20 protein-coding genes and 2 pseudogenes are annotated in these 24,414 nt (G+C 67.5%); 14 read left to right on the plus strand and 8 right to left on the minus strand.

Features of this window, described 5'->3' with window-relative positions; all coding sequences use genetic code 11:
* Positions 1-288, minus strand: a pseudogene (locus A5688_RS26645) (hypothetical protein); the annotation flags it as partial.
* On the opposite strand from A5688_RS26645, the pseudogene A5688_RS03815 reads away from it, so the two are divergent.
* From A5688_RS03815 to A5688_RS03840, 6 genes and pseudogenes are all read left to right on the plus strand, one after another.
* Positions 220-837 (plus strand): annotated as a pseudogene (locus A5688_RS03815) (VOC family protein); the annotation flags it as partial. The pseudogenes A5688_RS26645 and A5688_RS03815 overlap by 69 nt on opposite strands.
* Complete coding sequence (locus tag A5688_RS03820; protein WP_120312463.1) at positions 834-2,300, plus strand: FAD-dependent oxidoreductase; 1,467 nt, start codon at positions 834-836, stop codon at positions 2,298-2,300. The pseudogene A5688_RS03815 and the gene A5688_RS03820, both read left to right, overlap by 4 nt.
* A gap of 397 nt (positions 2,301-2,697) precedes the next feature.
* Complete coding sequence (locus tag A5688_RS03825; protein WP_067909836.1) at positions 2,698-7,185, plus strand: HAD-IC family P-type ATPase; 4,488 nt, start codon at positions 2,698-2,700, stop codon at positions 7,183-7,185.
* 158 nt (positions 7,186-7,343) lie between these two features.
* A complete protein-coding gene (locus tag A5688_RS03830) occupies positions 7,344-8,174 on the plus strand; it encodes an IclR family transcriptional regulator (RefSeq protein WP_067909838.1) in 831 nt (276 codons plus the stop codon).
* Between the two features lie 240 nt (positions 8,175-8,414).
* Positions 8,415-8,762, plus strand: coding sequence for a hypothetical protein (locus tag A5688_RS03835; protein ID WP_067835994.1), 348 nt, complete (start codon positions 8,415-8,417; stop codon positions 8,760-8,762).
* Entirely contained in the window at positions 8,755-9,378 is a 624-nt protein-coding gene (locus tag A5688_RS03840) for a Dabb family protein (protein ID WP_067909840.1), read from the plus strand. The genes A5688_RS03835 and A5688_RS03840 overlap by 8 nt, the downstream gene beginning before the upstream one ends.
* A gap of 6 nt (positions 9,379-9,384) precedes the next feature.
* On the opposite strand, the gene A5688_RS03845 is transcribed toward A5688_RS03840, so the two are convergent.
* Entirely contained in the window at positions 9,385-10,272 is an 888-nt protein-coding gene (locus A5688_RS03845) for an SDR family NAD(P)-dependent oxidoreductase (protein ID WP_067909842.1), read from the minus strand.
* On the minus strand, positions 10,269-12,197 hold the full coding sequence (locus A5688_RS03850) for a flavin-containing monooxygenase (protein ID WP_067909845.1): 1,929 nt from the start codon (positions 12,195-12,197) through the stop codon (positions 10,269-10,271). Before A5688_RS03850 ends, A5688_RS03845 begins: the two co-directional genes overlap by 4 nt.
* 143 nt (positions 12,198-12,340) lie before the next feature.
* Between A5688_RS03850 and A5688_RS03855 the strand changes: the two genes are divergently transcribed.
* The 6 genes from A5688_RS03855 (at position 12,341) to A5688_RS27635 (ending at position 16,986) form a co-directional block, all read left to right on the plus strand.
* Positions 12,341-12,820 (plus strand): nuclear transport factor 2 family protein, encoded by a 480-nt coding sequence (locus A5688_RS03855; RefSeq protein WP_067909848.1) that lies wholly within the window; start codon positions 12,341-12,343, stop codon positions 12,818-12,820.
* Positions 12,821-12,823: 3 nt separating this feature from the next.
* Positions 12,824-13,693 (plus strand): SDR family NAD(P)-dependent oxidoreductase, encoded by an 870-nt coding sequence (locus tag A5688_RS03860; protein WP_067909851.1) that lies wholly within the window; start codon positions 12,824-12,826, stop codon positions 13,691-13,693.
* A complete protein-coding gene (locus A5688_RS03865; protein WP_067909854.1) occupies positions 13,690-14,631 on the plus strand; it encodes an alpha/beta hydrolase in 942 nt (313 codons plus the stop codon). Before A5688_RS03860 ends, A5688_RS03865 begins: the two co-directional genes overlap by 4 nt.
* A gap of 178 nt (positions 14,632-14,809) precedes the next feature.
* Positions 14,810-15,886: a hypothetical protein gene (locus tag A5688_RS03870; RefSeq protein WP_067909866.1), complete on the plus strand. Its 1,077-nt coding sequence runs from the start codon at positions 14,810-14,812 to the stop codon at positions 15,884-15,886.
* A 43-nt stretch (positions 15,887-15,929) separates the two neighbouring features.
* Positions 15,930-16,541 carry a PaaI family thioesterase gene (locus A5688_RS03875; RefSeq protein ID WP_067909857.1) on the plus strand — a complete coding sequence of 204 codons (612 nt, stop codon included), beginning with the start codon at positions 15,930-15,932 and terminating at the stop codon, positions 16,539-16,541.
* A gap of 121 nt (positions 16,542-16,662) precedes the next feature.
* Positions 16,663-16,986, plus strand: a complete 324-nt coding sequence (locus A5688_RS27635; RefSeq protein ID WP_067835978.1) for a DUF732 domain-containing protein — start codon at positions 16,663-16,665, stop codon at positions 16,984-16,986.
* A gap of 14 nt (positions 16,987-17,000) precedes the next feature.
* On the opposite strand, the gene A5688_RS03885 is transcribed toward A5688_RS27635, so the two are convergent.
* Together A5688_RS03885 and A5688_RS03890 are read right to left on the minus strand one after the other, a co-directional pair.
* Positions 17,001-17,300: a ferredoxin gene (locus tag A5688_RS03885; RefSeq protein WP_067909859.1), complete on the minus strand. Its 300-nt coding sequence runs from the start codon at positions 17,298-17,300 to the stop codon at positions 17,001-17,003.
* Positions 17,301-17,302: 2 nt separating this feature from the next.
* The gene (locus A5688_RS03890; RefSeq protein WP_067909863.1) at positions 17,303-18,427 is read right to left on the minus strand and encodes a Rieske 2Fe-2S domain-containing protein; all 1,125 of its coding nucleotides are present in this window, start codon (positions 18,425-18,427) and stop codon (positions 17,303-17,305) included.
* A 102-nt stretch (positions 18,428-18,529) separates the two neighbouring features.
* Between A5688_RS03890 and A5688_RS03895 the strand changes: the two genes are divergently transcribed.
* The gene (locus tag A5688_RS03895; protein ID WP_082955064.1) at positions 18,530-20,230 is read left to right on the plus strand and encodes a 3-ketosteroid-delta-1-dehydrogenase; all 1,701 of its coding nucleotides are present in this window, start codon (positions 18,530-18,532) and stop codon (positions 20,228-20,230) included.
* A gap of 43 nt (positions 20,231-20,273) precedes the next feature.
* Here the strand turns inward: A5688_RS03895 and A5688_RS03900 are convergent, their stop codons facing one another.
* A complete protein-coding gene (locus A5688_RS03900) occupies positions 20,274-21,665 on the minus strand; it encodes an HNH endonuclease signature motif containing protein (protein ID WP_068268056.1) in 1,392 nt (463 codons plus the stop codon).
* A gap of 160 nt (positions 21,666-21,825) precedes the next feature.
* Positions 21,826-22,515, minus strand: a complete 690-nt coding sequence (locus A5688_RS03905) for a PadR family transcriptional regulator (protein ID WP_067835970.1) — start codon at positions 22,513-22,515, stop codon at positions 21,826-21,828.
* A gap of 62 nt (positions 22,516-22,577) precedes the next feature.
* Here A5688_RS03905 and A5688_RS03910 point away from each other — a divergent pair, with 62 nt between their 5' ends.
* A complete protein-coding gene (locus A5688_RS03910) occupies positions 22,578-23,495 on the plus strand; it encodes a TIGR03619 family F420-dependent LLM class oxidoreductase (protein WP_067914701.1) in 918 nt (305 codons plus the stop codon).
* Here A5688_RS03910 and A5688_RS03915 read toward each other — a convergent pair.
* Positions 23,492-24,394, minus strand: coding sequence for a hypothetical protein (locus A5688_RS03915; protein WP_207546591.1), 903 nt, complete (start codon positions 24,392-24,394; stop codon positions 23,492-23,494). The two genes, A5688_RS03910 and A5688_RS03915, sit on opposite strands and share 4 nt — an antisense overlap.
* Positions 24,395-24,414: the final 20 nt, after the last annotated feature.

Consider the following 24,414-nt stretch of genomic DNA (forward strand, 5'->3'; position numbering starts at 1 on the left):
GTCGAGCACCGCGCCGTGGAACACCTCGAGCGTGGTGCCGGCGGGATCCTCGAAGGTGATCACCTCTTCGACGCGGCGGGCCTCGGCCTCGTCGGGGGACAGCTGTTTGTACGCCACGCCGGCCCCGTCGAGCGCGGCCTGCACGCGCTGCAGGGCCGGGTGGTCGCGCACTTCCCAGCCGACGGTCAGCACCCGGTCGGTGTCACCGGGCACCACGATGAGGCGGGCCGCGTCGAAGAGGTGATCACCTTCGAGGATCCCGCCGGCACCACGCTCGAGGTGTTCCACGGCGCGGTGCTCGACCACAGCCCGGTCATCACTCCGTTCGGCGCGAGGTTTGTCACCGGCGATCAGGGCATGGGCCACGTGGTGGTGCCGGCCACCGACCCCAACGGCCTGTTCGACTTCTACACCGAAGTGCTGGGGTTCCGCGCCCGCGGCGCCTTCCGGGTGCCGCTGCCGAAAGAGTTTGGGCCCGTTAGGGTTCGGTTCCTGGGCATCAACGAGCGACACCACAGCATGGCGATCGTTCCGGCCGCACACCAGCGCGACCCGCGCCTGGTCCACATCATGGTCGAGGTCGACACCCTGGACGCCGTGGGGCAGGCGCTGGACCGGGTGAACGCCGAGGGATTCCAGCTGTCGTCCACCCTCGGGCGGCACACCAACGACAAGATGGTCTCGTTCTACGTCCGCGCGCCCGGTGACTGGGACATCGAATTCGGTACCGACGGGATGCGGGTCGACGAAACCTATTACACCGCAGAGGAAATCACCGCCGACAGCTACTGGGGCCACCAGTGGGTCGGCGAAATGCCCGCGGCCATGCGGCTGTGACGCCCGAATCGGACGTGACGCCGGTTGCGGCGTCGTCGATCACCTCGTGGGATGACGAGGCCGACGTCGTCATCGCCGGTTACGGCGTCGCCGGTGCGGCCGCGGCGGTCGAAGCGGCCCGGTCCGGCGCCGACGTCCTGGTGCTGGAGCGCACCGGGTCCTGGGGTGGGGCGGCGGCGATGGCCGGTGGTTTCATCTATCTCGGCGGCGGCACGCCCATCCAAAAGGCATGTGGCTTCACCGATTCCGTCGACAACATGGCGGCGTTCCTCAACGTTGCGATGGGCCCCGGCGCCGACGAGGCGCGGATCGCCGATTACTGCGCCGGCAGCCTCGCCCACTTCGAGTGGCTGGTCGGGTGCGGCGTGCCGTTCAAAGCGGAGTTTTTCTCCGAGCCCGGCTGGGAACCGATGGGCGACCAGGGCCTGATGTACAGCGGCGGTGAGAACTCGTTCCCGTTCAACACCATCGCCTCCCCCGCGCCGCGCGGCCACGTCCCGCAGATGCAGAACAAGAAGCAGGGCGAAGCCAGCGCCGGGTACATGCTGATGAAGCCGCTGGTGGACACCGCGACCGCGGCCGGCGCGCGGGCGCTGTACGACGTGCGGGTGCAACGGCTGATCACCGAATCCGACGGCCGGGTGGTCGGGATCCGCGCCCGAAAGTACGCCTCCGAGATGAACATCCGGGCGCGGTCCGGGGTGGTCCTGGCGACCGGCAGCTTCGCCTACAACGACTCCATGGTGGCGCGGTTCGCGCCGCGGATCGCCGGGCGCCCGGCCGCGTCCATCGAGCAGCACGACGGGCAGGCGATCCGGATGGCCCAGGCGCTGGGCGCCGACCTGGCGCACATGGACGCCACCGAGGTCGCGATCTTCATCGACCCGCAACAGCTGGTGCGCGGCATCCTGGTCAACGGGCGCGGCCAGCGCTACGTCGCCGAGGACACGTATCCGGGCCGGATCGGGCAGCTGACCCTCTACCAGCAGGACAACGTCGCCTACCTGATCATCGACGGCGACGCGCAGGAGGAGGCGATGGCCTCCTGGTCGCCGAAGTTCATGCTGCGCCCGGCGACCTGGGTGGCCGACACCGTCGCCGACCTGGAGCGCGACATGGCGCTGCCGCCCGGGTCGCTGCAGGCGACGGTGGCCGCCTACAACGAGGGCGCCGCGCGCGGCGAAGATCCGCTGCTGCACAAGAAGCCGGAGTGGATCAAGCCGATCGGCTCCCCCGTCGGCGCCGTCGACCTGCGGGAGAACACCGGCGGGTTCACCCTGGGCGGGCTGGCCACCACGCTGGACGGCGAGGTGCTGCACGTCAGCGGCGCGCCCATTCCGGGGCTGTTCGCCGCCGGCCGGTGCACCGCCGGCCTGGCCGCCTGGGGTTATGCCAGCGGCGTCTCGCTGGGTGACGGCAGCTTCTACGGCCGCCGCGCCGGACGGTCGGCCGCCAAGGGCTGAGGGGCCAGCGGGCTGGGGACACGCCCCAGAGGGAGGTACCCCCACCCGCTAGCTGTACCTGGACAGGACGTTGGTAGCTAGCGGGCGTAACGCCAGGGCGATTTTCCGGGCGATATCTCGCCATGGCGTTACGGTCGTGAACCGGGATTGGAATCACAACGGGCCATTAGGGTTTGCTGTAAATATGAATCAGGCCACCCGAATCTTTTGATCGAAGGCTTCCAAACAGCCGCGATCACTGTTTACAAACTCTTTACCCGGATCCTCCTCAAGTTGCTGGCCCGTTCACCGCGCGTTAGGTTGGTCGGGTTTGTAGCCGTGGCCAGCGTGGGTCGGCGGTCTTCCTCGCGAGCGACCGCGAAACAACCATTCGCCCTGTGCCGGAAAGGGGTTGCGCATGCGACAGCTTTCGCCGCTGCGGGCGATGTCGATGGGCCTCGAGGCCGCCGCGGGCCTCAACGGCGCGGTCGCCAAGCTGGCCTCCGCCGGCGTCGATGTGGCCACCCTGCCGATCCGGATGGGCGCAAAGGTGCTCTCGGGTGAGGTTTCCCGCTCGACGCTGACCCGGCGGTGCGGACGCGGCGACGGCCGCCTGTGGATCGAAGTGCGCGGGATCAACGGCCTGGATGCGGCGGCACGGGGTCGCGCCGTCGTCGATGCGCTGCGGGCACATCCCGGTGTTACGAATGTCAGCCTGAACCGTCCGCTGTCGCGGGTGGTGGTCGAAATCGACGGCGAGGGATCGTTGGACGAGCTCTGCTCCGTGCTCGATGACACCGAATCGCGCTGGGGCGCAGCCGATTCCACCCGCGCGGACAGCCTTCCCGGCGACGGGCTGCTGTTGGCCGCCCGGGGCGCGATGGTGGCCGTCAATGCCGCCGGGTTCGCGGTCGCGGTCGCGGGGCGGGCGTTGCGGTTGCCGGCGGCGCCGATCGCCGTCGAGGCGGTGTCGGCGATCGCGAATCATCAACCGTGGCTTCGTCGTGCGCTCGAGGTCAGCATCGGTCCCGGCGCGACGGACACGACGCTGTCGCTGACGGCGGCCGCCGCGCATGTCGTCACGTTGTCTCCGGTGAAGTTGTCGGTGGACCTGACCATGCAGGCGTTCAAGGCCGCCGAGTCCCGGGCCGCGGCGCGGGCGTGGGCCCGCTACGAGCCGGAGTTGGCCAGGCATACCGATGAATCGGAGCTGCACCGTTCACCGCGCCCCGTTCCGCCGCCGGCCGGGCCGATCGACCGTCACGCCAAACGCATGGCGTGGGTGCAGATCGGCGGCGTCGGCCTGACCGGGGCCCTCACCCGCAACGTCACGATGGCGTCGAACGCGGCGTTGGCGGCCTCGCCGAAGGCGATGCGCACCACGCACGAGGCGTTCGCCACCACGCTCGGCCGGGGCCTGGCGGATCGGCACGCGGTGCTGCCGCTGCGGCCGGAGAGCCTGCGCCGACTCGACAAGGTCGACGCACTGCTGATCGATCCGCGCGTGCTGTGCAGCGCGGACATGCGGGTGGTGCGCGTCCGCGGCGCCCGCGATGGCGACTTGCTGAGCGCCTGGACCCGTGCCCAAGAACTGCTCGACGACGGCCCGGCCCCGGGCTGGCACCCGATGATCATGGCACCCACCGGCGAGCCCGGCAGCAACGTCGCGGTCGAGGCGCTCATCGCCCCGGCCCCCCACCCGTTGGCGTCGGCGGTGATCACCCAGGCGCGCGACTCCGGGGCGCGCCTGGTGTCGGTCGACACCGACCTGCTGGGCGACTTGCGGCCGGCGTTCGATGCCGTCCGTCCGATCGGCGATCGCGGCATCGACGACGCACTCGCCAGCGCGGTGTCCGAGCTGCAAGAAGAAGGGCATACAGTCGCCGTGCTGTCGTCGGCCGGCGCCCAAGCGCTTTCGGGCGCCGATGTGGCGTTGGGCGTCAGACCGAGCGCCGACGGCGCGCCGCCCTGGCATGCGGATCTGATGCTGGACGACCTGGCCGGGGCGTGGCGGGTGTTGCACGCGTTGCCCGCGGCCAGGAGGGCGAGCCGGCAGGGCATCGCGATATCGGTGGGCGCTTCGGCGCTGGGCGCACTGTTCATGGTGCCCGGGGTGCGCAGGTTGCGCGGGCCCGGCCCGGTGACCCTCGGCGGCGTCGCGGGGCTGCTGTCGGGATACCTGTTGGCGCTCGGCACAATTCGTGCGCAGGTGCCGCGTCCGGCGCCCGCATACGAATGGCACGCGATGTCGGCCGAGCGGGCCCGCGAGGTGCTGGCGGCGCTGCGCGATTCCGCCGAAACCCCTGCTGCAGCAAGCGAATCCGGTCGTTCCACGCTGCTGCCCGCTGGGGTGTGGGAGTTCGCCAAGGCCGCCGTCGCCGAGTTGACCGGTGACCCGTTGACCCCGGTCCTCGCGTTGTGTTCGACGGCCACCGCGGTGCTGGGGTCACCGACCGACGCGGTGCTGGTCGGCACGGTGCTCACCGGAAACGCGATGCTGTCGACCGCCCAGCAGCTTCAGGCCGAAAACCGGCTGAACCGGTTGCTCGCCCAGCAGGCCCCGCCGGCGCGGGTGGTCACGGCGGCGGCGGACGGCACGCGCAACTATCGCGAAGTCGTCATCGAGCAGCTGCGGCCCGGCGATGTGATCGAGGTGCGCAGCGACGAGGTGGTGCCCGCCGACGCCCGGGTGCTCGACGCACACGACCTCGAGGTCGATGAATCGTCGCTTACCGGCGAGTCGCTGTCAGTGCAAAAACAGGTCGAGGCCACACCGGGGGCCGAGCTCGCCGAGCGTCGCTGCATGATCTACGCCGGCACCACCGTGGTGGCCGGCACGGCGCTCGCGTTGGTTACCGCCGTCGGGGCCGACACCCAGACACGTCGCGCGGCCGAACTGGCTTCCGGTGAGCTGCCGACCGTCGGCCTGCATCATCAACTCAGCCAGCTGATGAGACGGGCGTTTCCCTTCAGCGCGGGCGGCGGCATCCTGGTCGGCGCGCTCGGCTTGCTGCGCGCCGGCGGTCTGCGCCAGGCGCTGAGCAGCGCCATCGCGGTCTCGGTGGCGGCCGTCCCGGAGGGCATGCCGCTGATGGCCACGCTGGCCCAGTCCGCGTCGGCCCAACGGCTGGGCGAAGCCGGGGCGCTGGTGCGTGTGCCGCGGGCCGCCGAGGCGCTCGGCCGCGTCGAGGTGGTCTGCTTCGACAAGACCGGGACGCTGAGCGAGAACCGGCTCCGAGTCGCCGAAGTGCATCCGGGGGCCGAGCATTCGCGCGACGACGTCCTGCGATGCGCCGCCCAGGCCGCACCGGCCGACGACGGCAATCCGCACGTCCACGCCACCGATGAGGCCATCATCAAGGCGGCCGACGCGGTGGCGGGTTCCGGTCCGCGACCCGAACCGGACGTCCATCTGCCGTTCCGGTCCGGCCGGGCATTCTCGGCGTCGCTGACGGGCACGCAGTTGACCGTCAAGGGCGCGCCGGAAGTGGTGTTGGCGGCGTGCGGGGACGTCGGCTCGGAGGTGCAGGACGCGGTCGCGGCCCTGACGACGGCCGGACTGCGGACGATCGCGGTGGCCCAGCGCCGCCTGAGCTCATCCCAGGCGCGGTCGTTGCGCAACGACCCCGACCGCATCACCGACCTGTGCGGCACGGGACTGACGCTGACCGGATTCCTGGGGCTCTCGGACACCCCCCGCCCCCAGGCGCCGCGGCTGCTGGCCGACCTGGCCGACCGCGGCGTGGCCATCCGGCTGATCACCGGCGACCACCCCGTCACCGCCACCGCCATCGCCCGCGAGCTCGGTGTGGCGGTGCGCGCCGACCAGGTGATCACCGGGGCCGAATGGAACGCCATGTCGCGCCAGGATCAGCAGCGCGCGGTGTCCGAACGGGTGATCTTCGCCCGGATGTCACCCGAGAACAAGGTGCAGGTGGTCCAGACGCTCGAGCGCGCCGGGCGGGTGTGCGCGATGGTGGGTGACGGCGCCAACGACGCCGCGGCGATCCGGGCGGCAAGCGTCGGCGTCGGCGTGGTCGCGCGCGGCAGCGACTCCGCCCACACTACCGCCGACCTGGTGCTGACCGACGGACGCATCGAGACGCTGGTGGACGCCATCGACGAGGGACGCCGACTGTGGCGCGGAGTGCAGGCGGCCATCGCGGGCCTGCTCGGCGGCAATGCCGGCGAGGTGATCTTCTCCGTCGTCGGGACCGCGCTGACCGGGATCTCCCCCCTGAACACCCGCCAGTTGCTGCTGATGAACATGCTGACCGACGCGCTGCCCGCGACGGCGGTTGCCGTCAGCACGCCGGCCGGGCCGGTGCAACGCGCCGGGCGCGGCATCGACGAACACGCGCTGCGCCGTGCCGTGGTGGCGCGCGGGGGAATCACCGCCGCGGCCGCCACGACGGCGTGGGTGATGGCCTCGGTCACCGGGTTACCCCAGCGGGCCTCCACCGTCGCGTTGATCTCACTGATCTCCGTCGAGCTCGGCCAGACCGTGGTCGACTCCCATGCACCTCTGGTGCTGCTCACCGCCGCCGGCTCGTTCGCCGCATTCGCCGCGATGATCACCACCCCGGGAGTCAGCCAGCTGCTCGGCTGCACACCGGTCGGCCCGCTGGGCTGGGCCCAGGGGCTGGGCACCGCCGCGGCCGCGGTCCTCGCCGTCGCCGCCACCAATCGGTTGCGCTCGGGCCGGGATCTGGAGTCACCGCCCAGGGATGGCGACCCGGTACCCGACGAGCCGCCCGGCTCACCCGAGGAGACGCCGCAGCACAACCGCCCCCGGGCGCCGCATACCGCGGTCCTGACGGCACCGGCAAAGGCCGCGCGCGCACTGAAACTGGTGGACCACCACCGGCATCGGGTCTCCGCGGAGGTCGTCAGCGATCGCCCGTGAGCGGGCGAAAAACCATGAGATCGCCGCGGCACTCACCAACACCTTGACGCTGCGCCGGCCCGAGTTTCGCGCGGCGTGTGACAGCGGCCACAGTGATGTGGTAGACAGATATTCCTAATAGGAATATGACAGCCAGATAGGTTTGGCAAGGAGGGCCGATGTCAGGGACCGCGGAATCAGCTACGCCCACCGCAGTCATCGACCGCATCTCGCTGGTCCTGGACGCATTCGACGGACCCGGGCGGCTCACGCTGGCCCAGATCGTCCGGCGCACCGGCCTGCCGCGCTCGTCGGCGCACCGGATGCTCGAACGCCTGGTGCAGCTGCGCTGGCTGCGCCGCAGCGGCCGTGACTACGAGCTGGGCATGCGCCTGGTCGAGCTGGGCTCGCTGGCGGTGCATCAGGACCGCCTGGTACGCGCCGCGGGTCCCCTGCTGCGCGAATTGCACCGCGCCACGGCGCTGGTCGTGCACCTCGCGGTCCTGGACGGATCCGACGTGCTGTACCTCGACAAGGTCGGCGACTCGGCCCCGATACCCACGCGAATCGGCGGCCGGCAGCCCGCGCACTGCACCGCCATCGGAAAAGCGATCCTCGCCTACCGCGACGAGGATTCGCCGGTGGACCTGGCGGTCCGCAAAACCAAGTACTCGATCGCCACCGGCGCGCAGCTGGCCGTCGAATTATCCCGGGTGCGCGCGCACGGCGTCGCCTTCGAACGCGAGGAATCGCTGCCCGGATTCGGTTGTGTAGCAGCGCCCATCGGGGGGCCCGGCGAGGGACAGAAAGTCGTAGCCGCGGTGTCGGTGTGCGGTCCGATGAACCGGATGACGTTCGATCAGCGATTGATCGCACCGCTCCGGATGACGGCGATGGGCATCTGGCGCAACATCGAGGACGGCCCGCAACGAGTCGCCCCGACCTTGCAGCCCTTGCGTCCGCTGATCCCCCAGCGTCACCTTTCGAGGCCGGCTCTGCAGTACGCCTGAGCCTCGATACCTCTCCTGATCGAGACGCTGTCAGCCGCCTTCCGCTGGTTCACAAGATTGAAAACTGGCCCTGGCTATAGTCTTTCGTGAACGTCGCCCCGATGCACGCTCGATCGGCGCGGGGCTCCGGTGTTCGCGCCGTTCCCCTCGGCCATCGGACTACCCAACCCGGTAGACGGCGCCTCCCGGTAGACGGGACTTACTCGTTCCGAACGCGAGACAGCGCCATACCCTTTGCCTATGGCCAACGGTGAGATATTTGTCGTCGACCGTGTCATCACGCGCCCCGGTTGTGCCAGGGAATTTGTGGACACCTACCTCAGCGAATACGCCCCAGCCGCGCGCGACCGAGGTATGACGCTGCGTGACATCCTGGTCAGCCCGCCGATCTGGTTCGACGATCAATCCAACACCGTGACCGTTACGTGGTCACTACCCAGCCTTCAGGCGTGGTGGGAGATGACGTGGCAGGGCCGGCCGGACCCCACCCTCGGGCCATGGTGGGAAGGCATCGGCGACCTCGTCGAGACGCGCAGCCGCAGTGTGGCCGCCGCGGCCAACGACGTCGATCTGCTCTGCGATGTATAACGTGACCCGGCTGCTCGACGTCGTCGAGCAGGATCGTGACCGCGTGCTGAGCGCTGTGCGCGCCGCCGCCGCAAGCACCGCGGCGCAACGCCGACTCGTCGCGCCGACGCTGCCGGGTGCACGCAACGGCGGCGATGTTTTGGTGCACCTGCGCTTCGAGGTGGAAAGCCAATGGCGTTCCGCTGAGCCCGATTTCGCGGCACTGCTGGATGATCCCGCGATCACCGCCATCAACGGCGCGTGCTATTCGGGCGCGGCTTCCGGTAGCGGCGCGACCGGCACCGTCTATCGCGCGCTGTTGCTGTGTGTGCGTCCCGGCACCGACTGCGACACCGTCGCCCGCTTCGAAGATGAGCTGCGTTCGATGCCGCGGTATATCAAGACGATCACCGCCTGGCAGCTGAGCCGTGTCGAGCAAGCGGTCGGGGCGCAGGGGTGGACCCACGTGTTCGAACAGGAATTCACCGACGTCGACGGGCTCACGGGCGCGTACTTGATGCACCCGATCCACTGGGCCGTTGTGGACCGCTGGTTCGATCCCGAGTGCCCCGAAGTCATTGTCCGAAATCCGGTGTGCCACAGCTTCTGCGCGATCACCGAACCGGTGCTGAGCTGAATCCTGCTAGATTCCCGCCGGCAGGATGTTCGGGTTGGCGGTCGTCGGTGGCTCCAGCGCGGGTAGCTCGCCTTCGCCGTTCAGTGTGTGGACTTGCAACTGCTGTGACCACGGATAGTGCAGGCTGAACGCGACCAAGCCGGTGCGCTCGGCCGCGGGAAGGTGACACATTGCCAGCACTGTTTCGGCCAGGTATTCCACCGGCTCGGTCGGAAACGAGTCGGGAATCAACTGGGCTGCGCCGGGGGTCCGAACCGCCGTCGATGGACCCACGCAGTTGACCGCGATGTTGGCGTCTAGCAGTTCCGCCGCGACACCCTGGGTGAAGCGGTGCAGCGCGGCCTTCACGGACGCGTAGATCACGTCGCCCGAAGCCTTGTTGTAGTCCCGGTAGGGCCTCACCGGCGCCACCCCGGTCACCGACCCGATGTTCACGATCCAGCCCGCGCCTTGCTTGCGCATATGGGGCACTGCGGCTTTCGTCAGGACAAAAGGCGTGCGCAGGTAGTGCTCCACCGTACGGTCGAACGTCTCCAGACTCATCTGCTCGATCACCGAGTAGTCGGCGAAGCCCGCATTGTTGACCAGGATGTCGATACGGCCGGTGCGGTCGAGCACCTGGTCGATCAGACCGTCACGGGCACCGCTGTCTTCGAGGTCGACGGCCAGCCCGAACGCCGATCCCCCTGCGTTCTCGATCAGGGCAATCGTCTCGTCGATCGTTCCCGGCAGCACCGTATCCAGCCCCGCCCGGGTGGACCGCGAGGGTGTGTGGCTTCGCGCCGTCGCCGCCACCGTGGCGCCCTCGGCAGCCAGCCGCTGCGCGATCGCCCGGCCAATCCCCCGGCTGCTGCCGGTGACCAACGCCGTTCTACCGGACAATAATTGGGTCATCGCAACTCGAAGTGCTCTTCGATCGGCGCTCGGTGTTCATGCCAGAGGTCCACCAGCCGGTACGGGGTGGCCACTACGACCCGCCCCGAACCGGAGCGGTAATAAGTGTGCGCGTTCGGGGTGTGACACCACACCGTGTCGGCCATCGCCTCGTCGATGGCGGCCACGTAGTCGGCGTAAGCCTGCCGCGTGACCTCCATCGTCGTCGCACCGCGCAGCGCCATCAGTTGCAAGCATTCAATGATGTAGTGCGACAGCACTTCCATCGAGAAATTGGCCCCTGCGCCGTGACCGGGGCTGTAGTTCGGGGCTGAGGTGATGAACAGGTTGGGAAAGCCCGGCACGGTGCCGCCGCGGTAGGCACGGGGGCTGTCACCCCACTCGTCGGTGAGCTTGCGCCCGCCGCGACCGCGGATATCGATGGTAGACAAGAAATCAAGGTGATAGCCGGTGGCATAGATGATCACGTCGAGATCGATCTGCCTACCGTCCTGCGTGACAATACCTTTGGCGTTGACCTCGGCCGGCTCACTGGCTTCCACATCGACGTGCTCGCGGGTCAGAGCCTTGTAGTAGCCACCCGGATCACGGATGATCCGTTTGCCGTAGGGCGCAAAATCCGGCGTCACCTTCTTCGCAAGTTCAGTTCCCGAACCGAAGGTTGTGTCGATGTAGTCCATACACATACGCAACAGCACGTCGTTCGCGGGCGAGATCGAGAGATGCGTTTCCGCCCACTCCGGGTCACGCAGGATGACGGGATAGTTGTTGTCCGCCGTGCCCCAATAGGACTTCAGCCTGTTCCATTTGGCGTAATGCGGGACGTGACGGCCGAGGTAACGGCGGTACTCGGGAACGTCGTCGGTCAGCCGCTTGCGCGGCGCCACCCAGTGGGGCTGGCGCTGAAACACTGTGAGGTGCTCGACTTCGTCCACACATGCGTCAACGATTTGCACCGCTGTGCAACCAGCACCGATGATCGCCACTCGCTTGCCCGCGAGATCTAGAGACGCATCCCATCGTGCGGAGTGAATGCTGGTGCCTGCGAATGCCTCCCGGCCCGGTAGCTCGGGCCACCGCGGCCGGTTGAGGTAGCCTGCGGCGGTGATCACCACCCGCGATTGCGTGACGTCGTGCTTACCGTCGCGGTCAACCGAGTGGATCTGCCAGCAGCCACGGTCCTCGTCCCACCACAGGGCCGTCACCTCGGTGCCGAATCGCATGTGCTCTCGCAGTCCGTACTTGTCGGCCAACGCAACCAGGTAGGCCTGGTACTCGGCGCCCTGCGGGTAGTAGCTCGTCCACTCGGGATTCACCTCGCGCGACAACGAGTAGTACGCCGAGGGTGTGTCGACCCCGATGCCGGGGTAGGTCGTGGTCAACCACGTCCCACCGACTTCGTCGTTGCGATCTATGACTTCGTAGCCAACCCCGGCTTCGGCGGCCGCGAGCGCGGCGATGATGCCCGCGATGCCCGCACCGATGATGACCACATTCGTCGTTTCGGGGATCGGGACCGTTCGCGGCAGCGTCGCTTGTGAGAGTTGAAAGCCGCCCTGCTCGAGCAGCAGCGGAACGAATTCGTCGTCCACCTCCGAGCCCAGCGCCAGCGGAAGCAAGCGCCTGAACAGCTCGGGGTCATCGACGGGCGGAGCACTCGCCTGCCGGCTCTCGACCAGGGCGGCAACCAGGGCACTCACCAATTCCTCCGCGGTGTCGTCATCGGTGACGCCGGCCCGCTCGGGGGGATCGGGGACGTGGGAGATCTTAGGCCCGAACTTGTCGATCACAGACGAGTCGCCGGTCAGCTGAGCCAGGACTGCGACCAGCACGCCGGGGTCGGCCTGACCGAGGTTGGCCCGCAGTTCCTCGAGATCGAGCGCGTCCGAGCCGGGGGGCGACGTCGATTCGGTGGCGGAGGTCATGGCACTGAGTATCGGAGCGGGTCGGCGGCTCGGGCACCGCTTTGTCTACTCAGCGGGAGGTGAGAAGTCCCAAATCGGTGGCCGTGTTCCACTGACCGGGCATCCCGGTGTCTGCAGGGCAACACCGGGAGTTGACTGATGCCATGAGCACCGACATCACGCTGTCCGAGCTGCAGGAGTTTATCGCCGGGTTTTGGTACCACTACGACGAGGCGCACTACGACGAGCTGGCAGCACGCTACGCCGAGAACGTGCGCTACGTGACCCGAAGCGATTCGGGCACAAGCCCATTCGAGGAACTGATGTCGCCCGAATTGCATGGCCGCGCCGCCGTCATGGAATGGATGTCCGAACACCGCAAACAAAGTCCGTATCCGCTGCGCCACCACGCCACCAACGTTCACCGCACGGGTACCGATGGTGACATCACCCATGCGCGGTTCTATATCTTCGTCAATCAGACCGCAAACTTCGTGCCCTTCGCGGTGTCCAGCGGCGTAGCAACTGTCGGCGTGCGCCGTGGCGCCGACAGGCTGGAGTTCACCGAGATGGACATTGTTCTCGACACGACCAACTCGGTCTTGCTGTCGGAGCTCACCGCCGACAGCGCCACCGTGTCGTAACCGGTGAGCGCCCACGACATATTCTGCGGCGGCGTCGCGGTGATCACCGGCGCCGGCGCAGGCATCGGTGCCGCACTGGCTCGACACGCCAGCCGGTTGGGGATGAAGGTGGTGCTGGCCGACATCGACGCCGACGCGATCGCCGCACTGCGCGACGAACTGTGCGGCGCGGGGGGCTCCGCACTGGACGTGGTGTGCGATGTCCGCGAATACGACGCCGTGCGGGCGCTGGCAGAAATGACCTACCGCGACGTCGGTGCCGTGCGGCTGCTGGTGAACAACGCGGGGGTCGAACAGTTCGGCTACCTGTGGGACACACCCATCGTCAACTGGCAGCGCGTCATTGACGTGAATATCAGCGGCGTCTTCCACGGCGTGCGAACCTTTCTGCCCAGAATGATGGCCACCGACGAGCAGGCGTGGGTGTGGAACCTGTCGTCGGTCGGCGGGGTGGTGTCGATTCCGTTGCAGGCGCCCTACATCGTGAGTAAGCACGCGGTACTGGCGTTGACCGAATGTCTACATCTTGACGTGCAGTCGGCCGGGCACGACCATCACATTCACGTGCAGGCTGTGCTGCCTGGCGCGGTGGTGTCCAACATTTTCGAGTCGGCGGGCGGCGTCGGCGCCGACGCGAGCGACCGCGCCGCGGCGGAGTCTCAGCGATCGGCGATGCTCGACATCAAGTCCGACGCCATGGATCCGCTCACCGCCGCCGAAGTGGTGTTCGAGCAGGCCGCCGAAGGGCGGTTCTATCTCCTCACACAACCGGAATTCGTGGGGAATGCGATGCTCGAACGAGCGAACGTGCTTGCGGCACAACGGCCACCGATGCTACGCACCAAACGCCGCTTCGATCCCGCAGACCAATGAGCGTGCCGGCTCTTGACCCCGATGCCGCTGCGAGGGTGGCGTCCTTAGGCCCCGTCCTTCCGATGCGGCAACGAGGCCTGGCAGCGGTGCGCGACTCCCTTGAGTCGATGCCGCTGCCCCCGATGCCCGAGATGGCCGGAGTGACCGATCGCGTCATAACCGGCCCTGACGGCGAACTTCCGCTGCGCATCTACCGTCCGACCCGAGACGTCGATGCGCCGGTATTGGTCTATTTCCACGGTGGTGGCATGGTGCTGGGGTCCAACCGTTCCTTCGAGCCGCTGGCCCGCAATCTCGCACAGTCGTCCGGTGCAACCGTCGTCGCCGTCGAATACCGCCTGGCACCGGAGGCCCCGGCCCCAGCACAATTCGACGACGCGTACATCGCGACCGAATGGGTCGCCGCGAAGGCAGCCGAATTGCAGCTGGATCCAACCCGACTAGGGGTGATCGGTGACAGCGCGGGTGGCACGCTGGCCGCGGGCGTCGCCTTGGCTGCCCGTGACCGAGGCGGCCCGACATTGTTCTGCCAGGTGTTGTTGTACCCGGGTGTGGATCGAGACATGACGGTGCCGTCGCTCGCGATGTTGGAATCGGCGCCCATGCTGAGCCTCGACGACATCCAGTACATGCACGAACTGGCCGATGCGGGAACCGGCCCGCCCGATCATCCGTATCTCGTGCCGGCGTACGCCACCAACCTGTCCCACCTCCCGCAGGCCATCGTGGCGACCGCCGCGGTCGATCCGATCCGCGACTGGGGAGAGCGGTACGCGGAGCGGTTGCGGGATGCCGGTGTGCAGACCACCGTTACCCGTTATCCCGGTGTGTATCACGGCTTTCTGATGCGTTCAGAATCGGTGGCGCGTGGCGGCCTCGCGCTGGCCGAGATCGGCGCGCTGCTGAGGGCGAAATTCGCGAATCCACTCCCGTTTTGAGGACCGGTCCGGGAACAACGCGCTGGCGTGCCCGAGCCGCGCCGAGGCCCGTTAAGCGGAACTTTCCTCCCAATCACCGGACATAGGGTGCTCGTTGCCGTCCTAACACGGCCAGGATCGATCGCACCAACGTGGCCGAGTGCCGTCGGAGAAGGAGATCTCGATGCTGACTGACTCGATGCTGACTGACGAGCGGCGGATGGAGTTGTCCGACGTCCTGCGCCCCGCCGCACCGCCCCGGGAAATCAGCGATGTCTACACCGACGATCAGCGGGAGCGACTCCTGGACGTCGTACGCACCGAAGGCCCGTGGAAGCTGATCATCGCGCAACACTTCGCATCGGCCGACGAACTGATCGCCACCATGAGCGGTGCCTTCCCCGAGGGGTTCACGCCGTCGCTGGACCTCTTCCTCACCCCGACCTTCCGCGGCTACCTGGCCAACTACGGCGCGGCGCTCTACCCGCAACTCCATGATTGCTTCTACAACGAACGATTCCTGGAGATGGCCAAAAGCTACTGGAACGCCGAGTACGCCAAACCACAGCTGATGCTGTTCAACATCAACGGGCCGTGCGCCAATCGCGATCCGGGGCACCTGGATTCGCCAAGTTTCCGCGGCGTGCGGCACGAAAATGCGCCGACCTGGCTCACCAGTGTCATGGGCAAGTCCGGGCTTTTCAAGGATTACCTGATCAAGATGGCGCAGGTGATCACCTGGTTTTCGCTGGATGGCGGAAGTGGATTCACCTACTGGCCCGACGGGCCACTCAAGGCTCCCAAGCGAGTCCTGCCGCCGATCAGCAACCGCGGCGTTGTGGTGCAGAACGAGATGATGGTGCACCGCGGCGAGGCGAATGGGCCTCTAGAGCAACAGATTCCGCCGGGATTGGCGTTCGACACCGTTTTCGCCGGCGATCCTGATGACCGCAACCACTGGCTATTGAAGAACGGGGCGAATGTGATCGCCCGCCACCACACGGACGAGCTGCGGTTCCTGGTGCACTGGTCGGCCGAGGTCTTCGCCGATCTCGACGAGCTGAAGAAGAACATGGAGGGTTCGGACGACCTGACCACCGAGCGGGCCATCGACATGATGGTCGACGACCTGAACAGCAGGGGGATCAGGCTCGACATCCCCAGTGAGCCGCTGCACGACGCGGCTTTCATCGGTGCGCTCAACGCCGCTTACGATCTGGGCGGACCCGCGGTTTACCCCGAAGCGGCGCCGATCAGCGCCTTCCAGCTCGCATGACCGAGACGCTGCTATGCGGCATCGCCGATGAGCGTTGGCGCACATGACTGATACCCACGAACGTCTGACGGAGTCGGTGCGGCGACTCATCGACGTCACCATTCGCAGCGAGGCCGACGAACGAGCTGTCGCGAAAGCGTTGGCTCTCGTCGACCAAACCGTCGAGTTATTGAGCACGCGGCTCATGCCGGGGTCGTTTGGTGTGCGCACCAATGCCGAAGGCGAAAACGTCGTTTGGGGCAATGTGGCCGTCGGGCTGCGTAACCCGATCGCCCCGCCCCTGATCATCCGGCGCGACGAGGCGGGCGGCGTGCACACCGATGTGCATCTCGGCGCCGGCTACGAGGGACCGCCCGGCCACGTCCACGGTGGCATGTGCGCTCTGATCCTGGACCATGTTCTGGGCGCGACGGCACATCAGCCCGGCAAACCGGCTTACACCGGCACCATCACCGTGCGCTATCTGCGCCCCACGCCGTTGGGCGCACTGCGAGCCGAGGCCCGGGTGGAGCGGGTCGACGGCAGCAAGACGTATGCCACCGGCCAACTCAGCAACGTTGACGGTGTCACAGTGGAGGCCGAGGGCGTATTCATCACGCCGCGGGAACACCTCGCGCTGGGCGAACGCCCACCTCTGGGCGACACCACCCGCTGACGAGGCCAACCGCGTTGCCGGCGGGTCAATGCGGCAAAATCGGGGCATAACAACGAAGCGTCGGTCCCGGCCCCTGGGTTCGGTTTCGGCACGACCACCCACGTCAGGGAGCGCGTCAGACATGGTTGCCCGCCTGCTCGCCATTTTGGGGGCTGCATCGGTCACCCTGCTGGCGGCGGTGCCGATCGCCTATGCCGACACGACCGACCAGAAATTCCTGGCCGCCCTCGAGGAGCAGGGCATCATCGACCAATCCTCGGCCGGACACGCGATCGAAGCCGCTCACTACGTCTGCGCGAGGCTCGACGCCGGCGACACGCCCATGGAGGTGATGCAAGAAGTGCTGAACAGCAGCGGTTTACCCGAGTTTCACACCGGCTTCTTCGTCGCCCAGAGCATCTATTCCTACTGCCCGCGGCACAAGGATGAGATCCCCAGGGGATAGCCGGATCCCGTGAATCACCCTGATGCGCCGTCTGATTCGTCGACGACGGATAAATCTCCATGGCGCACCGCGTCCAGGATCGACGCGCTCAGCGCCGAGCACACCAGGAAGACACCCCGGCTCCCCGGCGTCACGATCTTGTGCGCATCGGCGCGCTCGGCGCACCGGGCCGTCGCCTCGGCGTTCCACTGCACACTGGTCTGATTCCAGCTGCTCTTGCGGGCCAGCACGCGCGCCCCACAGTTCCGGCACGCGACCGGCACCATGGGCATCTCGTCGAGTCGATTGTCCTCGCGCACCGAGGATTCCAGCATCGTCAGGCCCGGGCCGCCATGTTGGCCTCGACCTCTTTCATCCACGCCTCATAGGGCCGGGTGGTGTCGAGCTCGAATTCGAAGCGGTCCACCATGTCCGGTTGCACGTCGGCGGCATCGACGTAGAACTGCTGATACCAGCGCCGCAGCTGGTAGACCGGGCCGTCCTCCTCGACCAGCAGCGGGTTGTCGATGCGCGCCTTGTGCCGCCAGATCTCGACGTCCTGCTCGAAACCGAGCTTGACGTAGTCACCCAAGGTGATCGCGGTTTGCATGGCCTGGTCATCAGGCAGCGCGCCGGATTTCTTCACGATGATCCCGTATTGCAGCACAAAGGAATTCGAGTCGATCGGATAGTGACAATTGATGAGGACGGTGTTGGCGTCGCCGTGCTCGTAGTGATAGGTCAAGTCGTCGATCATGAACGATGGGCCGTAATAGGACGCCACCGATGTGGTTCCGAGCATTTCGGAACCCACGCTGCCGCCCATGTCGGGCCGGCTTCCGCCGTTCATGTACTGCGTCGCCACATGCCCCTCGAAGATGTTCTTGAAGTAGGTGGGTAGTGAGCCGTGGATGTAGAAGAAGTGCGCCATATCCACCACGTTGTCGATGATTTCGCGGCAGTTGCTGTTGACGACGGTGGTGTACCAATGCCATTCGGTCCACTGGTCGCTGGTGGCGCCCTCGATGCGCGGGATCGTCACCTCCGGTGGCGGCGGCTTGCGCTCCGGGTCGTTCCACACGAACAACATGCCGTCCTGCTCCAGCGTCGTCCACGCTTGGGTGCGGGCCAGTTTGGGGGCGCGACGGCTGTAGGGCACCTGCTTGCAACGACCGTCGCCGCCCCAGCGCCAGTCGTGGAACGGGCAGGCGATCTCGTCGCCCTTGACCTCACCCTGGGACAGGTCGCCGCCCATGTGCCGGCAGTAGCCATCGAGCACGTTGATGCTGCCGTCGCCGCCGCGGAAGACGACGAGCTTCTGCCCGAAGGCGTTGATCGAGTGAGGTTTGCCGTCACCGAAATCCCGGGTCAGCCCCAGGCAGTGCCAGCCGCGGGCGAATCGCGTCGGCGCGGCCTGCGCTTCAATGAACCGAATCTGGTCGGCCTCGGTGTGCGACGTCATGGGCCTGATTCAACTCCCCCGAGACCGGTCCGCGGGGCGGCTTGTTCCACTCATCAGGACGGCTCTTCCTGCGTCGCGGTGGCGCGGCCTACCGTTTTGAATGTGACGACGCACAGCGCGACGATTCCCGCCGGACTTCCCGTGGCCGACACCGCCGTCGATCTGCTTGTCGTCGGCTCCGGTACCGGCATGGCCGCGGCGCTGGCCGCCCACGAATTGGGTCTGTCGGTGCTGATCGTGGAGAAATCGTCGTACGTGGGCGGTTCGACCGCCCGCTCCGGCGGTGCGCTGTGGCTGCCGGCCAGCCCGGTGCTGACCGAGGCGAATTCCTGCGACACCGCGGAGCGCGCCGGCGCCTACCTGAATGCGGTGGTCGCGGGGTCGGCCCCCGAGCAGCGCTCCACGGGGTTCGTGGCGCACGTGTCCGCGACGGTGGACATGCTGCGCCGCACGACGCCGCTGCGGCTGTTCTGGGCCCGTGATTATTCCGACTACCACCCCGAGGCACCGGGCGGCAGCGCGGCCGGGCGCACCTGCGAATGCCGGCCCTTCGACACCTCGCTGCTCGGCGCGTACCGCACCCGGTTACAGCCCGGTTTGATGGAGGTGACGGTCCCGATGCCCACGACGGGCGCCGACTACCGGTGGATGAACCTGGTGGCCAGGATGCCGCGCAAGGGCATTCCCGTCTACGGCAAGCGCCTGGCGCAGGGCGTGGGCGGCCGCATGGTGGGCCGGCGCTACGCCGCGGGCGGTCAGGGTTTGATGGCCGGGCTGTTCACCGGGGTGCTGCGCGCCGGTATCCCGGTGTGGACCGGCACCGCGCTGGCGCGCCTCGCCGGCGACGGCGAACGGGTGACCGGCGCGGTCGTCGAGCACGGCGGCCGCGAGGTGACGGTCACCGCGCGGCGCGGCGTGGTGCTGGCCACCGGCGGTTTCGACCACAGCATGGACATGCGCTGGAAGTTTCAGTCGGAGTCGTTGGGCGCCAACCTGAGTCTGGGCGCTACCGCCAATACCGGCGACGGGATACGCGCGGGCCAGGAAATCGGCGCCGACATCGACCTGATGGATCAGGCATGGTGGTTCCCCGCCATCGCGCCGCTGCCCGGCAAGACGCCCGCGGTGATGCTGGCCGAGCGCTCGCTGCCGGGCTGCGTGATCGTGGACCAGAACGGGCGCCGGTTCGCCAACGAAGCCGCGGATTACATGTCGTTCGGGCAGCGGGTGCTCGAGCTGGAACGCTCCGGCAGCCCGGTCGAGGCGATGTGGATCATCTTCGATCAGCGGTATCGCAACAGCTATGTCTTTGGCGCCGAACTCTTTCCGCGGATGCGCATCCCGCAGGCGTGGTACGACGCCGGTATCGCGGCGCGCGCAGACAACCTCGGCGACCTGGGCGCACGGATCGGTGTCCCGGTTTCGGAGTTCTTCGCGACGATGACTCGTTTCAACCAGAATGCCGCCGCCGGCGAGGATCCCGACTTCGGCCGGGGTCGCAGCGCCTACGACCGCTACTACGGAGACCCGACCATCAAGCCGAACCCGAACCTGCGCCCGTTGGTCAACGGCCCGTTCTACGCGGTGAAAATGGTGCTGTCCGATCTGGGCACCTGCGGTGGGCTGAAGACCGACGAGCGGGGGCGGGTGCTGCGCGAAGACGGTCGGGCGATCGCTGGGCTGTACGCGATCGGCAACACCGCCGCCAATGCGTTCGGGACGACGTATCCGGGCGCCGGCGCGACGATCGCGCAGGGCCTGGTGTACGGCTACATCGCGGCGCGGGACGCGGCGGCGAACTAGCGGCGAGTTAGTCGGCTTCGGGACTAGCGGGATCTATGACGTGTCATGCCGCCCCCGGACTGTGGTCTTCGTCGTCGTCTCCGTCGCGGAGCAGCTTCTCGGGGTGATGGAAGGTGTTGATTCGCGGTTGGCCTCGGTCCAGGTGCGGGGGCGGGATCCATTCGGTGTCGCCCCTGGCGTTCTTGCGGGTGGTCCAGCCGCCCGGTTGCAGGAGGCGGTGTTGCGGTCCGCAGGCGAAGGTCAAATCGTTGACGTCGGTGGCATGGCACTTGGCGTAATCGGTGACGTGATGGACCTCGCAGTAATAGCCGGGCACGGTGCAGCCCGGAGCCGAACAGCCGCGATCCTTGGCGTACAACACAATTCGCTGCCCGGGTGAGGCGAGCCGCTTGGTGTGGTAGAGCGCCAGCGCCTTGCCCTTGTCGAAGATCGCCAGGTAGTGACGGGCGTGGCGGGCCAGGCGGATCACGTCGCTCATCGGCAGGATGGTGCCGCCGCCGGTCAGCCCCCGGCCGGCCGCGGCCTCCAGTTCGTTGAGCGTGGTGGTGACGACGATGGAGGCCGGCAAGCCGTTGTGCTGCCCCAACTTTCCAGAGGCCAGCAGTGCGCGCAACGCGGCCAGCAGTCCGTCGTGGTTGCGTCGGGCCGCGGATCGCGGATCGTGTTCGATCGCCTCTTGGCTGGGAGCCCCATCCACACATGGGGTGTCGTCCAGGGGATTGCACATGCCCGGTGCCGCGAGTTTGGCCAGCACGGCTTCGAACGTAGCGCGTGCTTCGGGCGTGAGCCAGCCACGCAACGCCGACATGCCGTCGGGCTGCTGGTTGCCCAACGTCAGGCCGCGTTGACGAGCCCGGTCCTCTTCGGTGAAGGCGCCGTCGGGGTTCAGGCAATCGGCCAGGACGTCGGCCAGCTTGCCGAGTTGCTCGGGACGATATCGGGTTCCTTCCAAGGCGAGCTTTGCCTCGGCCTGCTCGCGGGTGGGCGCGTCGATCCAGCCGGGCAACTGGTGATAGAACTTGCGGATCACCGCCAACTGACCAGAGCCGAGCTCTCCCGCGCGCTGTCTGGCTGCGGTGGCGGCCAGTGCAGGCGCGATGGGCTCGCCGGTCAGGCCGTGGCGTGGGCCTAGATCGCGCGCCTCTTTGACGCGCCGGGAGGCTTCGGCACGGCTGATCAAGGTCCGCTCGGCCAGCGCGTGGGACAGCTTGCCGCCGAGCTCCGCTGGGGTAGCTTGCCGGGCAACGTGGTTGATCAGCTGATGCTCGGCTACCGGCAGCCGTCGGCGCACTTTCTCACAGCGCTCCAAGAGCGCCAGGCATTCTCGGGGTGTCAGCGCGTCGAAACTCAGGTCCGCTACGCCGTCGACCGCGTCATCGAGCGCATCGAAGGCCGCAGTGATCGCGTCCCGATCGATGATTCCGCCCGAACTCATACCCCGAAACTAGCCGCACCCACCGACAGGGACCCTCGCATATTGACCGCTGAAGCCACAGTGGCACAAGTGATTTCGCTATGCGTTTTCGATATCCGTAATCGCTCGGGTAGGGGATCCGCAGGCCGGCGGCACGCGAAACCCGTCACCCCCGTCAGAACTAGTCAGCTTCCCGCTTTGCCTGAACCTGTTTCTCGACTTCGCGCCAATAACCCGGCCTAGGCCGCGGCTTCCCGAGACCGCCCGTCGCGGCGCTCTGCAGGATGGCGTCGGCCTCGTCGATCTCCTTGATCATCTCGAGGGCGAACTCGCGCTCGGCGGCGTAGTACTTGGCCGCCCAACGCAGCGCGAGCACCGAGTACGCCCACGCGGGTTCCGCCTCGGCCCCCTCGGCGTCCTCGACGGCCTTGCGGTGCTTGGCTTCCGAAGACGCCACATGCTCCTGCAGTAATTCCTTGAGCCGGGCCGGGTTACTCAGATGGCCGAACGTAACCCGCAGCAGCACACTGTGCTTGAGCACCGGCGGGTCCACGGGCGCGTGGTTGGTCCACTCGGTGACGGCATCCATCCCGGCCGGGGTGATCTTGTAGAGCCGGCGGCTGCGGGTGCCCTCGTCGCGTTCGACGCGCGACGTCACCAGCCCCAGCGACTCCAGCTTCTTCAGCTCGGTGTAGATCTGGCTGTAGGACGGGCTCCAGTAGTAGAGGTCGACGCTCCAGTCGATCCACTTTTTGAGGTCGTAGCCCGAGACTTCCTCTTCGTAGGACATCATGCCCAGCAGCGCCCAACTGGTGGCGGCGAGCGCCGCGCTGGTCAGCTTTTGGCTGGCAGGGTCCGTTTCGGAGTCCATGTTGCCAGGTTAACAACACCGACCCCTAGATTGGAGGGCATGGACCGCTGGCTGGGACGCCCGTGAAATTCGCCTTCCCCGTTCCGCACCTGCTGCGCCTCAAGGCGATTACGCAGCCTTGGGAAGCCGCCGTCACCGGGCCCGAACAGCGACGGATGATGCAATGCGCCGACCGGTGGGGCTACGACATGATCGCGGTACCCGAGCATCTCATCATCCCCACCGACCAGGTCGAGTTGTCCGGGCCGCACTATCTGCACTCGACGACCGCGCAGGCGTTCATCGCCGGCGCCACCGATCGGGTGGCCATCAACTCCTGCGTCACCATCTTGCCGCTGCAGCACCCCATCGTGCTGGCCAAAGCGCTGGCCACCGCGGACTGGATGAGCGGGGGCCGGATGATGGTGACGTTCGGGGTGGGTTGGCTGGCCCGCGAGTTCGAGCTGCTGGGAGTGCCGTTCGGGGAACGCGGCCGCATCGCCGACGAGTACCTGGCCGCAATCGTGGAATTGTGGACCAGCGACACACCCCGGTTCGAGGGCCGGTATGTGTCGTTCGCCGACATCGCCTTCGAGCCGAAACCCGTTCAGAAGCCGCATCTTCCGATCTGGATCGGCGGTGACGCCGACGCCGCCCTGCGCCGGGCAGCAACGTTCGGGTCCGGGTGGTGGCCGTTTCTCACACCGCCCGAACGGATCGCGGAGAAACTCGACTACATCAAGTCCCAACCGTCTTATGACGGCCGGGAATTCGAGGTGATGCACGGGCTGGGCACCAACCGGGTCGGCGAAGGACACGTGGCCCGCGACGCGGGCGACCGGCCGGGCATGGGCGAGGGAGAAATCGTCGACCGGTTGAACTGGCTCGCCGAGCAGGGTGTGACCGTGACCGCGGTTCCCGTCCCCGCCGTGGGCGGCGCCGACGAATACCTCGACTACGCGCAGTGGGTGATCGAAGAAATCAAACCGCAGGTGTCCTAGCGGATTTCCAACCCGCGCCTGCGCACCCAGTACACCGCGGCGATGCTGCCGGCGATCCACACGCTCATGGCGATGGCGAGGTGGACGAAGCTTTTCGTGTCGCGCCCGAACACCGGCCAGATCAGGGCGGGCGCCTGCTGCCACAACACGCGGTGCTCCACACCGTTCATCGGATCGGCCACGTAGTACAGCGCGTAGGGCAGCGTCAGGGCCAGCACCCAACTGCGGGTGCGGCGCAGATCCCCGCGCTGACGCCAGCGCCGCAGCAGCGGCTCGACACCGACCGGGTGCAGCACCGAGATGACGTTGCCGACCCCCAGCCAGGACACGATGGGCACCGCGACGGTCGGGATCGTAATGCCCAGCCGCGCAGGCGTTTCCAGCCACAGCGTCAACGCGACGGCGGCTCCCAGGGTGGGCAGCCCGACGATGGCGAGCAGGGCGAGGTTCTTGATCAGCAGGATTCGCCAGAACGGCACCCCGTCCGACAGACCCCGAAGGATGCGGTAGTGGTCGGCGCCCAGGAAGTTGGTGGTGGTGACGTCGGCGAGGACCCACGAGGAGAAGTAGGTGCCCACCAGGATCACCCAATCGGGGTGGTGGTGGCCCACCGGGGTCAGCGGCTGCACCAGCAGCCAGCCGGCGGCGAAGATCACGTTGGCCACCACACCCATCAGCCAGGTGCGCGGCCGGGTGAACGACCACCGGATCTCGGCGACGACCGCCGGGAGCAGATCCTTCTCGAAGTCCTTGGCGGCGCGCTGGGCCGCGGCGGGACGAGGGGCCGACGCGCGCACCGCGGTGCGCAGGGCGGCGCTGACCCGCGGATGCGCCGACGCCCCCGACTCCCCCGCCTCCCCCGGCTGCTCCGGGCGACCGCTTCCGCGCGAGACGATCATCCGACGCGGTCCCTCGCTCT

The organism is Mycobacterium mantenii (assembly GCF_001667865.1).
GTDB lineage: Bacteria > Actinomycetota > Actinomycetes > Mycobacteriales > Mycobacteriaceae > Mycobacterium > Mycobacterium mantenii_A.